The organism is Microvirga ossetica (genome assembly GCF_002741015.1).
Lineage (GTDB): Bacteria > Pseudomonadota > Alphaproteobacteria > Rhizobiales > Beijerinckiaceae > Microvirga > Microvirga ossetica.
The window spans coordinates 3184212-3196436 of record NZ_CP016616.1; the positions used below are offsets into that span (position 1 = coordinate 3184212).

Consider the following 12225-nt stretch of genomic DNA (forward strand, 5'->3'; position numbering starts at 1 on the left):
CAAGCGCGGCCTAGAGCATCGGACCCGTAAAGGGGCGATGTCCGGGTCAGCCCGACGGGTCAGTGGACGTCCCGGCAATGGCCGCAGCGCCCGGTGATCTCCAGGATCCGGCTGCGAGGCTGGTAGCCCTGCTCGCGCAGCACCCTGGTCACCGTGTCGGCCACGTCGGGCGATGCGATCTCGTTCACATCGCCGGAGGCCTCGCAGATCAGGAAGGCTGTGGTTGTGCGGCCGCTAGAGACGGTCGAGCTGACGATATAGGCGTTCCGGCTCGCGAGCCGATGCGCCAGACCCTGCTCGATCAGGAAATCCAGGGCGCGATAGACCGTGATCGGCGCCATGCGGTGGCCCTGCGACCCGAGCAGCTCCACCAGGTCGTAGGCGCCGAGCGGCTTGTCGAAGCCATGGAGCAGCTCCAGCACACGGCGGCGGATCGGGGTCAGCCGCGCTCCCCTGGCGCGGCAGAAGGCCTCCGATTGGGCCATGGCCCGCTCCGTCCGTTCAGAAAAGCGGGGCGCCTGAATCGGAACGCCGACATGGGGTCCTGTGTGCTGAAGAGACAGTGTATGAGCCATGGGATCGCTCCTGGTTCGAACGGCTGAAAATTGCGCCCCCCACGTCCGCACCCCGGCATCCGGAACGCGAACCACTTCATTAATGTATGTTATAACGCTACATATTTGAAGAGGAAAAATGCATGGGACGTGCCTGAAATCTGTGCAGAAGGTGCAGCGATGCCGGATCCGCCTAAGGGTTGCGAAAGCGCCAGACGCCGGACTTCTTGATATCGGAATCCTCGAGGGTCCGGCTGACGGGCACCTGATAGACGGCAAGGCTGTCGAGGCGGTCCTTCGGAAGATAGCTGCGCCCAGGATCGCCGATCAGCACGGTGGCGCCGCGTTCGCTCAAGCAAAACAGCCACGCGACGACCCGGGCGGCGAGGTCCTGCTCGTAGCAGATGTCGCCTGCGAGCACCGTGTCCCAGCCGCGATCCTCGCCGACGATGTCCGCCTGGAGCGCAGTGACGGACACGTCGTTGGCGGCGGCATTGATGCCGATGGCCGCGATGGCGAAGGAATCGATGTCGCAGGCGGTCACCTCGGCCGCCCCGGCCTTCATGGCGGCGATGGCGACGAGGCCCGAGCCGGAGGCGAAATCAAGCACGCGCCTCCCTCGCACCGTCTCGGGATGGTCCAGGATGTAGCGGGCAAGCGCCTGTCCTCCCGCCCAGGCAAAAGCCCAGAAGGGCGGCGGCAGGCCGATCTCGCCGAGTTCCTCCTCGGTCTTCTGCCACAGCTCCGTCGCCTCGTCGGCCACATGGAGCGCGATCTCCGGCGCGTGGGGCACCGGGCGAAGCCGGGTCTCGGCGCGGATGAAGGCGACAGGGTCCACGATCATGCGGCCAGCATGGCGCTGTAGAGCCGCTTGACGGTCTCCATCACGTCCCGTTCGGTGAAGCCGTCGAGCACACGGGCGCGGGCCGCCGCACCCATGCGGGCGACGAGATCCGGTTGGCGGGACAGGTCGGAGAGCGCCTCGGCTAGGCCTGCCGCATCGCCGGCGGGAACGAGGCGGCCTTCGGTGCCGTCCCGCACCAGGGTGCGGCAGCCGGGAACGTCCGTGGTGACGATGGCCCGGCCGCAGGCGGCGGCTTCCAGCAGCGTCCGCGGCAGGCCCTCGCCGCCGCGGGAGGGCAGGCAGGCCACGTGATGATCCCGCCAGACGGCGGCAACATCCTCCGTCCTGCCGTGCCATGCGATGCCGGGCTCCGCGGCCCAGGCCTTCAGGGGCTCGTCCGGGATGGATTTCGGGTTGGCGGGATCGGGAACACCGTAAAGGGACAGCTCGACCGCAGCCCCCTGCGCCCGCGCGCTGCGGACCGCCTCGACGGCCACGTCGATTCCCTTCGACCAGAGCATGCGGGCGACGATGGCGACCTTGAGCGGTGGCTGCGGGGGCAGGGGAGCGGGCCTGAGGGCTTCGGGATCGATCCCGGCTCCGCCCAGGATGACGACGTTCTCGCCCGCGGGATCGAGGCCGAGCAGCTTCGGATCGTCCGGGTTCTCGAAAACGTAGCGGGTCTGGCGGGTCTCCAGGCCGCGCACGAGGAGGCGCACGGCCCTTTGGGCGAGACGGGCGATCCGGTCTGTGCGGGCGCCGAGAAAACCGAGGCCGGTCAAGGCATAGACCCGCCTGCGAACCCCGACCATGCCTGCCGCGAAGCCGCCGACGAGGATGCTGCGCAGCGCGATGCAATGGACCAGATCGGCCTTCTCCCGTCGGAGAATCGCGGCGAGATCTCCGGTCTTCAGGCCGGTCGTGACCGGGTTCAGGCTGCGCCGGTCGGCCTCGAAAGGGATGACCTTGGCACCGGTGGCCTCGATCGCCTCCCGGTGCGCACGCACCCGCGTGACGACCGTCACCTCGAGCCCGAGCTCGCGGGCAGCCCTGGCCATGGGCAGGAAGTGGGAGGCGAAGAACCAGTCTTCGGTAACGATGAAGACGAGCTTGCGGCCTTTGACGTCAGGCAGGGGAAAGGAAGACAAGGGATGATCCGGGTGAAACGGTTGCGCACTTGTAACCTCGGCATGGGGCGGAAGGGAACTCCCCGTGCTTCGCACCCGTTGCCGTCGTCTTAAGATATGGGAGAGATCGCCTATGGAGGATTGGCTGCCGACGGTCCTGGCGACGATTGCCGGCATCCTCTCCACGTCGAGCTTCGTGCCTCAAGTGGTGAAGGCCTGGCGGGAGCGCGACACGCGGGCGATCTCCAAGCACATGTACATGGTGACCGTCACCGCTTTCGTGCTCTGGGCGCTCTACGGTTATCTGATCGGCAGCTGGCCGGTCGTGATCTTCAATCTCCTCAGCCTGGGCCTGAGCGGCACCATTCTCGTGTTCAAGATCCGCAACGAACGGCGCAGGAGACGCGAGGCGCGCCCGCACAGGGAACCTGGGATGGCGCGCCACGGTTGACGTTCTGTTTTTCATCCAAGGCTTCCCATGCTCCTGGAACCGAACGCCACCACCGATAATGTCGTCGATCCGCGCGATGCCGCCGAGACGGCCGGCCTCACTTACGTCTCCGACGAGGCACCCGGCATCCGCCGCCGGAAATCCGGCAAGGGCTTCACCTATACCAAGCCGGACGGCGCGAAAGTCACCGACAAGGCGACGCTGGCGCGCATCAGGTCACTCGCCATCCCGCCTGCCTACACGGATGTGTGGATCTGCGCGAGGGCCAACGGCCACATCCAGGCGACCGGCCGCGACGCCAAGGGCCGCAAGCAGTATCGCTACCATCCGGCCTTCCGCGAGGTTCGCGAGAGCACGAAATACGAGCACATGCTCGAGTTCGCGCGAGGCCTGCCGGCGATCCGCAAGACCATCGACGAGCATATGAGCCTGCGCGGGCTGCCGCGCGAGAAGGTGCTGGCGACGGTGGTGCATCTGCTCGAGAACACCCTGATCCGCGTCGGCAATTCCGATTACGTGAAGCAGAACAAGAGCTACGGCCTCACCACCCTGCGCGATCCGCATGTGAAGGTGGAGGGCGGCGAGCTGCGCTTCCAGTTCAAGGGCAAGAGCGGCAAGACCTGGAAATTGCAGGTGAAGGACCGGCGCATCGCCCGAATCGTCAAGGCCTGCCAGGACCTGCCGGGCCAGGACCTGTTCCAGTATATCGGCGATGACGGCGAGCAGCTTTCGATCACCTCGGCGGACGTGAACGCCTATCTGAAGGAGATCACCGGGCGCGAGATCACGGCCAAGGATTTCCGCACCTGGGCCGGCACCGTGCTGGCGGCGCTCGCCCTGTCGGAATTCGAGGAATTCGACAACCAGGCCAAGGCCAAGAAGAATATCCGCGAGGCCATCGAGAAGGTCGCCTCGCGCCTCGGCAACACGCCGAGCATCTGCCGCAAATGCTACGTGCATCCGGAGGTCTTCGCCTGCTACCTCGACGGCGGCCTGCTCCTGGACGTCAAGCAGCGGATCGAGACGCAGCTGCGGGAGGATCTGTCCTCCCTCAAGCCCGAGGAGGCGGCCGTCCTAAGCCTTCTGCAGGAGCGCCTCTCGCGCGAGGTCGAGAAGCAGGCGGAGAAGAAGCCGGCAAAGAAGCGCCGTGCATCGAGAGGCAGGAAACAGGCCGAGGCCGAGCTGCGGGCTTGATACCCGAAATTCACGGTCATCCCGGACGGCGAAGCCGATCCGGGACTAGGCGCAAAATGTGCCGCGTGAATCTCGACGCTCTCATCCCCGCGAAGGCGGGGATCCATAACTGCGACGGTTCAAGGACGAGCGAGCAGCGTCCCGCCTCTTTCTGCAACGTCAATGGCTATGGATCCCGGGCTCCGCTGCGCGGCCCCGGGATGACAGCTTGGTCTTAGGCATCTTTTGTGGTGGCTTGACCCACTGCTTCTCCCGTGGTCCACCGCGCCTGGTACGAACCGGAACAGAGGTCAAATGAGCCGTTTGCTGAAATCGATTTCCATTGCGGCTTTGTTTGTTGTCACCTGCGTTTCGTACGCTTCTGCCCAGGATCAACAATCCCAGACTTGGCCCGAGGTGAAATGTGCGCGCTACAAGACGGCGTGGTCGGAGGCGCTCGCGCGGCGCGGCACGAAGGGTCTGGGCCAGGAATTTCTCGACCGTCATGAAGCGTTTCTGGCCTCCGGATGCACGGCGCAGGCCAATGTCTGTCCGCGCTCCGCGGAGGAGCTCGATCTGGCCAACATGATGGTGGTGGCGGCCATGAATGCAGGCACGGCGAGCACCTTCCCGCCCTTCGCCTGCCGCAAATGATGCCATTGCGTGTCATGGCCGTCACGGACTGTATTCCTCCCGCGTAACCCTGCCGAGACGTCGAGCCCCCTGGTCCGTACCCCGCTGCCGCCCTAAAAGCAGGAGGGTATGTCGATGAGGGGAAGCGGAGATGGAATTCGATGCCCTGATGCTCTCGCGCATCCAATTCGCGTTCACGATTGCTTTCCACATCATCTTTCCAGCTTTCACCATCGGCCTTGCCAGCTGGCTCGCCGCTTTGGAATTCAACTGGCTGCGCACCGGCAATCCGCTTTATCGCAATCTCTTCCGCTTCTGGGTGAAGGTGTTCGCGGTGTCCTTCGGCCTCGGCGTCGTGTCGGGCATCGTCATGAGCTACCAGTTCGGCACCAACTGGTCGCGGTTCTCCGAGTTCACGGGCAACGTGCTTGGGCCCGTCATCGCCTATGAGGTCATCACCGCCTTCTTCCTCGAGGCGGCCTTTCTCGGCATCATGCTCTTCGGCTGGGAGAAGGTGGGCGACCGCCTGCATTTCTTCGCCACCTGCATGGTGGCGCTGGGCACGTTGATCTCCGCTTTCTGGATCCTCTCGGCCAATTCCTGGATGCAGACGCCCGACGGCTTCGCCATCGAGAACGGCAAGGCGGTGCCGGTCGATTGGTTCAAGGTCGTCTTCAACCCGTCCTTTCCTCTACGCTACGCGCATATGGTGATGGGCTGCTACCTGACGACCGCGTTCGCGGTCGCCGGCATGTCGGCCTGGATGCTGCTGCGCCATCCGCACGATGCGCCGGCAGCAAAGCTCGCAGGCTCGCGCCGCTCCCTATCCATGGCCCTGTGGTTCGCCACCATCTTCGTGCCGGTGCAGATCCTCATCGGCGATCTGCATGGCCTCGGCGTGCTGAAGTACCAGCCGACCAAGCTCGCCGCCATCGAGGGCAACTGGGACCGCATGGACAACATGCCCCTGCGCCTCTTCGCGCTTCCCGACGAGGTGGCGGAGACGAACCGTTACGAGATCGCGATCCCGAAGATCGGCAGCTGGGTTCTCACGCATGCCTTCGACGGTGTCGTGCCGGGCCTCAAGGACGTGCCGCCGGACGAGCGTCCGCCGGTCTGGCCCGTCTTCTTCTCCTTCCGCGTCATGGTCGGCATCGGCTTCGCGATGCTGGGCATCGGCCTGTGGAGCCTGTACCTGCGCGTGAAGGGCACGCTGTTCACCAGCAGGGCATTCCTCACCGCGGCGATGATCATGACGCCCTCGGGCTTCGGCGCCGTGCTCTTCGGCTGGTTCACCGCCGAGATCGGCCGTCAGCCCTATGTGGTGTACGGACACTTGCGCACGGCCGACGCGGTCTCGCCCGTATCCGCGGGTGCTGTGACCGCATCGCTACTGACCTTCGTCGTCGTCTATGCCTTCGTGTTCGGCTTCGGCTCCTATTACCTCGCCAAGCTCCTGCGGCGCGGGCCCGATCCGATCGAGGACATGCGTGGCGACGACCTGCACAGGAAGCCGAAGCGTCCGCTCTCGCTGCCGGACGAGAGACTTGAAGGCGGGCCCGGTCACCGGGCGCTGCCGGTGCGCTAAAGCATTTTTTGGCGAAGTGGATCCGGCGCGCCGTCGAGAATGCGGCAAAGCAAAGAAGAAGAGCGGTGGTTCCACATCAGTGGAAACGGCTCTAGGAGGCGAAAAACATGTTCGGCTTCGGAATGGAATACGAGGGCCTCGCCTTCTGGCTGCCGCTGATCTGGGCGGGGCTGCTCGCGGTGGCTGTGGCCATGTACGTGATCGCCGACGGGTTCGATCTCGGCGTCGGCATTCTCTTCAAGGCGGCGGGCAGCGAGAACTGGCGCGACCGGATGATGTTCTCGGTCGCTCCCATCTGGGACGGCAACGAGACCTGGCTCATCCTCGGCGGCGGCGGTCTCTTCGCCGTCTTTCACATCGCCTATGCGGTGCTCATGCCCGCGCTCTACGTGCCGATCATCCTCATGCTCGTCGCCCTCATCTTCCGCGGCGTCGCCTTCGAGTTCCGCTTCAAGGCGGAGCGCTCGAAATTTTTATGGGACAACGCCTTCTTCTTCGGCTCCCTGCTCGCGACCTTCTTCCAGGGCATGGTGCTCGGCACCTTCGTGCAGGGCTTTTCCACCGACGGGCGTCAGTTCACCGGCGACACCTTCGATTTCCTCACGCCCTTCAGCGTGGTTACCGGCCTCAGCCTGATCTGCGGCTACGGGTTGCTCGGCGCCACGTGGTGCGTGATGAAGACGACCGGGGAGCTGGAAATCTGGGCGCGCCGGATGGCGGTGCGCTTTCTCCTCGCCACCGTCCTTGCCATGGCCGTCGTGTCCGTGTGGGTGCCTTTCCTTGGCCGCCAGATCGAGACGCGCTGGTTCACATGGCCCAATATCGCCTTCCTCGCGCCGATCCCGCTGATCACGGCCTATGTGGTCTACAGGCTCTTCCGCGATCTGGAGGAGGGGCGGCATTTGCGGCCGTTCTTCCTGGCGATCGCTCTGTTCCTGCTCGGCTATCTGGGCCTGGGTGTGAGCCTCTTCCCCTATATCGTGCCGCCGAGCCTGACGATCTGGGACACGGCGAACACCGTCAATTCGCAGCTCTTCGCCCTGGTGGGTTTCGCCATCGTGCTGCCGATGACCTTCGTCTACACGGCCTATTGCTACTACGTCTTCCGCGGCAAGGTGGCGGACGAGATCTCAGGCGGCGGCTACGGATATCACTGATGCAGGCTGAAACGCATCGTCGCCCGTCGGAGCGTCGCTCGAAACGGCTCCTTTGGTTCGTGTTCATATATGTCGCGAGCCTCGCGGTCTTCGCAGGCGCCGTCTATGGCCTGCGGGCGATCATTCCGCGATGACGGTTACCGATACGTGCCGATGAAGCCCTTGTCGGTGACGACCACCCAGCGGGCGCCGCGGCGCTCGATGCCTTCGATGCGGCCGACGCCGGGAAGCATGCCGCCGGGCATGACCTCGTAGAGGCGGCGATTGCGGTTCTCGACCAGGGCCGCGCCGTTATAGACCTCGCGCAGCACCCAACCGTCGACGGGTTCGCTCTTGATCGGTTTGGGTGCAGGAGCCTCCTCGCGAGCCGCGGCCTCGACCGGGGCAGGAGGCGCGGTGGGAGCAGCGGAAGCGGCAGGCTTGGCGTTCAGCCCGGCGAGATTGGTGTTGAGCCCCGCGAGTGTCGTCAGGATCTGGGTTTCCATCCGCTCGAGCCGTCCTTCGAGGGCGGTAAGCTTCTTGCCCGGCTCCTGCAGGCTGATCGTCAGGCGCTCGACCTTGTCGGTGAGCTCCGTCTGCTCGGACACGGAGGCGGTGGAGGAGGTGTGCTCGACTTCCCTGAAGGCCACGACCGTTTCCCTGAGCGCGCCGAGATCGGCGCTCAGCCGCGCCAGAATCTCCTGGCTGCGGACCGTCTCCGTTTCGAGCTGTCGAATGACGTCCCGGTTCGCAAGCGTCCCCAGATAGGAGGCGGACCAGCCGGCGCCGATCAACAGCAGCCCCACGGCAGCCTGGCTCAGGAACTTCGTCGAAAGTGTCCGATCGCCGGTTGCAACACGCTCGCTCGTCCCTACCTCGGGAGAGGGCAGCGGCTTCAGGCCAAGCTTTGCGCTTTTAATGGCCTCTTCAAGGGCCGCGCTGGCATTGGGGTCGATCCGGATGGGGCCGGCGGACGATTCGCCCGCGTGTTTTGCCGTTTCGCTGCGTTCCCGGGAACCTAAGCCGATGTCCATATTCCGACCTCATTTTCAGGTCAGAGAGGATTAACCTTAAACCTTTACCAAATCGTTACATTTGCGTGAGGTGCTTACGTTACATGCTCTCCGAATAGAGGGGAAATGTCGAAGCGCCGTGTTTTTGCAAAACCTTTTTGTTGACATAGTTACATGGAATAGAGTTACAAAAGGTGGCGTAACGGAAGCGACCACCTTAGGGGCACCTCAATACCCATAAGAGTGCTGAGAAACCTGGCCTCCCAGGTCTAACTATAACGAGATACTCTTGTGGGGCCATTAAGCCCGACATCGCTGCCATCGCCAGATGGCAACTATTGTGCTAAGGTATAACCTTTCACAGTGGTTCTGAAACCATGATGGCGCCGGGCGACTGGCGAGCCTACGGAAAGAAGATATGAAGCAGGCATCGAGAAACCGGGAAGAGAGCACAGAGGTCCAAGACGCTCTGAAGACGTGCTTTCCCTCATTTGCTGGCGTCGCCGTATTCTCCGCGGTCGTCAACGTTCTGGCGCTCACGGGCTCCATCTACATGCTCCAGGTCTATGACCGCGTGCTGTCCAGCCGGAGCATCGCCACCCTGATCGGCCTTTCGCTGATCACGCTTGCGGCCTTTGCCCTCTCCGGCGGCCTCGACATGCTGCGTGGACGGATGCTGGCGCGCATCGGCGCCCGCTTCGACGAGCTCCTGTCCCACCGCGTCTTCGACCTCGTGGCCACGATGCCGCTCAAGGGCGCCCGGCAGGCCGAGAGCATGCAGCCGATCCGGGACCTCGACACGATCCGCGGCTTCCTCTCGAGCCTGGGCCCGACGGCCCTGTTCGACATGCCCTTCATGCCGATCTTCCTCATCGGCTGCTTCATGATCCATCCCGGCATCGGCGTCATGTCGGTGGTCGGCGGCGTGGTCATCATCATCCTGACCCTCTACACCGACGCCAAGAGCAAGGGTCCCTCCTTCGAGGTGACCAAGAGCGGCGCCGAGCGCCATGCCATGGCCGAGACCAGCCGCCGCAATGCGGAGGCGATCCGTGCCAACGGCATGCTGGGCTTCCTGGCCAAGCGCTACGACGAGGTGCATGTCCGTCACGTCAATGACGGCCTCGTCGCCAGCGAGTCCTCGGCCGGCATCAGCGCCTTCGCCAAGGTCTTCCGCATGGTGCTCCAGTCGGCCATCCTGGGCCTGGGCGCCTATTACGTGATCCAGGGGCAGATGTCGGGCGGCCTGATGATCGCCGGCTCGATCCTGATGTCCCGTGCGCTCGCTCCCATCGAGATCGCGGTCGCGCACTGGAAGGGCTTCACCGCCTCCCGCCAGGCCTATCGCCGCCTCGCGCATATCATGACCATCGTGCCGGCCCAGGGCCAGCGCATGCCGCTGCCGGCCCCCAAGGCCGCCCTGTCGGTCGAGGACGTCTATATCGGCGCCCCCGGCGCTTCGCTGCCCATCGTCCAGGCCGCCACGCTCCAGCTCCAGGCGGGCCAGGGCCTCGGCCTCATCGGCCCCAGCGCCTCGGGCAAGTCGACCCTCGCCCGCGCCCTCGTCGGCGTGTGGCCGACCCTGCGCGGCGAGATCCGCCTCGATGGGGCTGCCCTCGACCAGTGGGAGCCGGATCCGCTCGGCCGCAATATCGGCTACCTGCCCCAGGACGTGGAGCTGTTCGAAGGCACCATTGCCGAGAACATCTCGCGCTTCCAGCCGGACGCCAAGCCGGAGGATGTCATCGCCGCAGCGCAGACCGCCGGCGCCCATGAGCTCGTCCTCAATCTGTCGGACGGCTACGACACCCGCATCGGTGAAGGCGGCGCCTCGCTCTCGGGCGGCCAGCGCCAGCGCGTCGCGCTGGCCCGCGCCCTTTACGGCAACCCGTTCCTGGTCGTGCTCGACGAGCCCAATGCCAGCCTCGACGGCGCCGGCGACGAAGCCCTGAACCAGGCCATCCTCGCGGTGAGGAAGCGCGGCGGCATCGTCGTCGTCATCACCCACCGCCCGGCCGCGCTCGGCCAGGTCGACCAGGTCGCCATCATGGAAGAGGGCCGGATCAAGGCCGTCGGACCGCGCGACGAGGTCCTGCAATCCGTCATGAAACGCAATGCGGCGGCACCGGCACCCGGGCGCCCGCAGCAGGCGCCGGCCGCTCCGGCCGCTAACCTGCGAGAGGTTGGTTAAATGTTGGTCATTCAAGCTCCCCAGAAGAAACCCTCCGTCCACCAGAGGATCCTGCGCCAGTCGACCATCGGCGGCGTGGCCATGATCGCTCTCTTCGGCGGAACCATCGGCCTGTGGGCGGCGACCTCGACCCTGTCCGGCGCCGTCGTCGCCGGCGGCCAGTTCGTGGTCGATACCAGCGTCAAGAAGATCCAGCATTCGACCGGCGGCATCGTCGGCGAGCTGAGGGTCCAGGAGGGCGACCGGGTGTCCCAGGGCGATCTCCTGGTCCGCCTGGACGAGACGGTGACCCGCGCCAACATGCAGGTCGTGACGAAGCAGCTCGACGAGTATCTCGGCCGCCAGGCACGCCTCGAGGCCGAGCGCGACGGGACGGCCACAATCGAAATGCCGGCGGAGTTCGCCGCTCGTCTGAACGAGCCGGCCGTTCAGAAGATCGTGTCGTCGGAGCGTACGCTGTTCATCGCACGCGGCGCCTCCCGTGAGGCGCAGAAGGACCAGCTCAAAAAGCGCATCGCGCAGTCCCAGGACGAGATCGTGGGATTGAGGGCGCAGCAGACGGCGAAAGCCCGCGAGGCGGAGCTGATCGTCGGCGAGCTGAAGGCGGTCCGCGACCTCTACGAGAAGAACCTGGTTCCGATCACGCGCCTGAACGCCCTCGAGCGCGATGCCGCCAGCATCGAAGGCCAGCGCGGCCAGCTCATCGCGGCTGTCGCCCAGGCGGAAAGCCGCATCGCCGAGACCCAGTTCCAGATCATCCAGATCGACGAGCAGATGCGCGCCGAGGCGATGCAGGAGCTGCGCGAGATCCAGGGCAAGATCGCGGAATATACCGAGCGCCGCGTGGCGGCCGAGGACCAGCTGAAGCGCATCGACATCCGTGCTCCCAGCGACGGCTATGTCCACCAGCTCAACGTCCACACCATCGGCGGCGTGATCTCGCCCGCAGAGCCGGTGATGAACATCGTCCCGATTAACGACAAGCTCGAGCTCGAGGCCAAGGTGCTCCCGCACGAGATCGATCAGGTGAAGCTCGGGCAGAAATCGACGGTGAAGGTCCATGCCGCCAACGCGCGCATGGTGCCCGATCTGCATGGCAGCGTGAGCCGGATCTCGGCGGACGTGTCGCGGGATCAGCAGACCGGCACGACCTTCTACACGATCCGCGTTGCGCTGCCGCAGGACGAGATCAAGAAGCTCGAGAACATCCATCTGATCGCCGGCATGCAGGCGGAGGTGTTCGTCGAGGTGAACCAGCGCACCCCGTTCGAATATTTCTTCAAGCCCATGCAGGAGCAGATCGCCCGCGCGTTCCGCGAGCACTGATCCTTTCCACGCGATCCTTCGGAAACCGCGGTCGGGGCAGAACGCCTCGGCCGCGGTTTTTCGTTTGAAGGGCTGCGGAAGCCACCTCAAGACTGCGGTCAAGCCTGGAAAGTTGGGCGCGCGAACCCATAACAGGGGCGGAGGCCGCACTCTCCTGCGGTCCTCCATCGACACCCGAGCGAGCATCTC

General features: G+C 64.9%; 12 protein-coding genes. 8 read left to right on the top strand and 4 right to left on the bottom strand.

The window, feature by feature from the left end; genetic code table 11:
• Positions 1 to 59: 59 nt before the first annotated feature.
• The 3 genes from BB934_RS15125 to BB934_RS15135 all read right to left on the bottom strand — a co-directional run bounded on the left by BB934_RS15125 (position 60) and on the right by BB934_RS15135 (position 2546).
• Positions 60 to 575: a Fur family transcriptional regulator gene (locus BB934_RS15125; protein ID WP_099510365.1), complete on the bottom strand. Its 516-nt coding sequence runs from the start codon at positions 573 to 575 to the stop codon at positions 60 to 62.
• Positions 576 to 747: 172 nt separating this feature from the next.
• Positions 748 to 1398, bottom strand: a complete 651-nt coding sequence (locus BB934_RS15130) for a class I SAM-dependent methyltransferase (protein WP_099510366.1) — start codon at positions 1396 to 1398, stop codon at positions 748 to 750.
• Positions 1395 to 2546 (bottom strand): glycosyltransferase family 4 protein, encoded by a 1152-nt coding sequence (locus tag BB934_RS15135; RefSeq protein ID WP_237049979.1) that lies wholly within the window; start codon positions 2544 to 2546, stop codon positions 1395 to 1397. Before BB934_RS15135 ends, BB934_RS15130 begins: the two co-directional genes overlap by 4 nt.
• 112 nt (positions 2547 to 2658) lie before the next feature.
• On the opposite strand from BB934_RS15135, the gene BB934_RS15140 reads away from it, so the two are divergent.
• From BB934_RS15140 to BB934_RS50230, 6 genes are all read left to right on the top strand, one after another.
• Positions 2659 to 2976, top strand: a complete 318-nt coding sequence (locus tag BB934_RS15140) for a SemiSWEET family sugar transporter (protein WP_099510367.1) — start codon at positions 2659 to 2661, stop codon at positions 2974 to 2976.
• Positions 2977 to 3003: 27 nt separating this feature from the next.
• A complete protein-coding gene (locus BB934_RS15145; protein ID WP_099510368.1) occupies positions 3004 to 4170 on the top strand; it encodes a DNA topoisomerase IB in 1167 nt (388 codons plus the stop codon).
• Positions 4171 to 4464: 294 nt separating this feature from the next.
• On the top strand, positions 4465 to 4803 hold the full coding sequence (locus BB934_RS15150) for a hypothetical protein (protein WP_099510369.1): 339 nt from the start codon (positions 4465 to 4467) through the stop codon (positions 4801 to 4803).
• A gap of 130 nt (positions 4804 to 4933) precedes the next feature.
• Positions 4934 to 6370: a cytochrome ubiquinol oxidase subunit I gene (locus tag BB934_RS15155; protein ID WP_099510370.1), complete on the top strand. Its 1437-nt coding sequence runs from the start codon at positions 4934 to 4936 to the stop codon at positions 6368 to 6370.
• A gap of 107 nt (positions 6371 to 6477) precedes the next feature.
• Positions 6478 to 7527, top strand: a complete 1050-nt coding sequence (gene cydB / locus BB934_RS15160) for a cytochrome d ubiquinol oxidase subunit II (protein WP_099510371.1) — start codon at positions 6478 to 6480, stop codon at positions 7525 to 7527.
• On the top strand, positions 7527 to 7661 hold the full coding sequence (locus BB934_RS50230; RefSeq protein WP_257792359.1) for a hypothetical protein: 135 nt from the start codon (positions 7527 to 7529) through the stop codon (positions 7659 to 7661). Before cydB ends, BB934_RS50230 begins: the two co-directional genes overlap by 1 nt.
• A gap of 3 nt (positions 7662 to 7664) precedes the next feature.
• Here BB934_RS50230 and BB934_RS15165 read toward each other — a convergent pair whose 3' ends face one another.
• Positions 7665 to 8540 (bottom strand): hypothetical protein, encoded by an 876-nt coding sequence (locus BB934_RS15165; protein WP_099510372.1) that lies wholly within the window; start codon positions 8538 to 8540, stop codon positions 7665 to 7667.
• Positions 8541 to 8937: 397 nt separating this feature from the next.
• On the opposite strand from BB934_RS15165, the gene BB934_RS15170 reads away from it, so the two are divergent.
• On the top strand, positions 8938 to 10710 hold the full coding sequence (locus BB934_RS15170) for a type I secretion system permease/ATPase (RefSeq protein WP_099510373.1): 1773 nt from the start codon (positions 8938 to 8940) through the stop codon (positions 10708 to 10710).
• Positions 10711 to 12036 carry an HlyD family type I secretion periplasmic adaptor subunit gene (locus tag BB934_RS15175; protein WP_099510374.1) on the top strand — a complete coding sequence of 442 codons (1326 nt, stop codon included), beginning with the start codon at positions 10711 to 10713 and terminating at the stop codon, positions 12034 to 12036.
• Positions 12037 to 12225: the final 189 nt, after the last annotated feature.

Excerpts from the sequence above, each read along its gene's own strand:
- BB934_RS15140 (WP_099510367.1), top strand. The coding sequence starts at position 2,659 with ATGGAGGATTGGCTGCCGACGGTCCTGGCGACGATTGCCGGCATCCTC.
- BB934_RS15165 (WP_099510372.1), bottom strand. The coding sequence starts at position 8,540 with ATGGACATCGGCTTAGGTTCCCGGGAACGCAGCGAAACGGCAAAACAC.
- BB934_RS15150 (WP_099510369.1), top strand. The coding sequence starts at position 4,465 with ATGAGCCGTTTGCTGAAATCGATTTCCATTGCGGCTTTGTTTGTTGTC.
- BB934_RS50230 (WP_257792359.1), top strand. The coding sequence starts at position 7,527 with ATGCAGGCTGAAACGCATCGTCGCCCGTCGGAGCGTCGCTCGAAACGG.
- BB934_RS15170 (WP_099510373.1), top strand. The coding sequence starts at position 8,938 with ATGAAGCAGGCATCGAGAAACCGGGAAGAGAGCACAGAGGTCCAAGAC.
- BB934_RS15175 (WP_099510374.1), top strand. The coding sequence starts at position 10,711 with ATGTTGGTCATTCAAGCTCCCCAGAAGAAACCCTCCGTCCACCAGAGG.
- BB934_RS15125 (WP_099510365.1), bottom strand. The coding sequence starts at position 575 with ATGGCTCATACACTGTCTCTTCAGCACACAGGACCCCATGTCGGCGTT.
- BB934_RS15130 (WP_099510366.1), bottom strand. The coding sequence starts at position 1,398 with ATGATCGTGGACCCTGTCGCCTTCATCCGCGCCGAGACCCGGCTTCGC.
- cydB (WP_099510371.1), top strand. The coding sequence starts at position 6,478 with ATGTTCGGCTTCGGAATGGAATACGAGGGCCTCGCCTTCTGGCTGCCG.
- BB934_RS15155 (WP_099510370.1), top strand. The coding sequence starts at position 4,934 with ATGGAATTCGATGCCCTGATGCTCTCGCGCATCCAATTCGCGTTCACG.
- BB934_RS15145 (WP_099510368.1), top strand. The coding sequence starts at position 3,004 with ATGCTCCTGGAACCGAACGCCACCACCGATAATGTCGTCGATCCGCGC.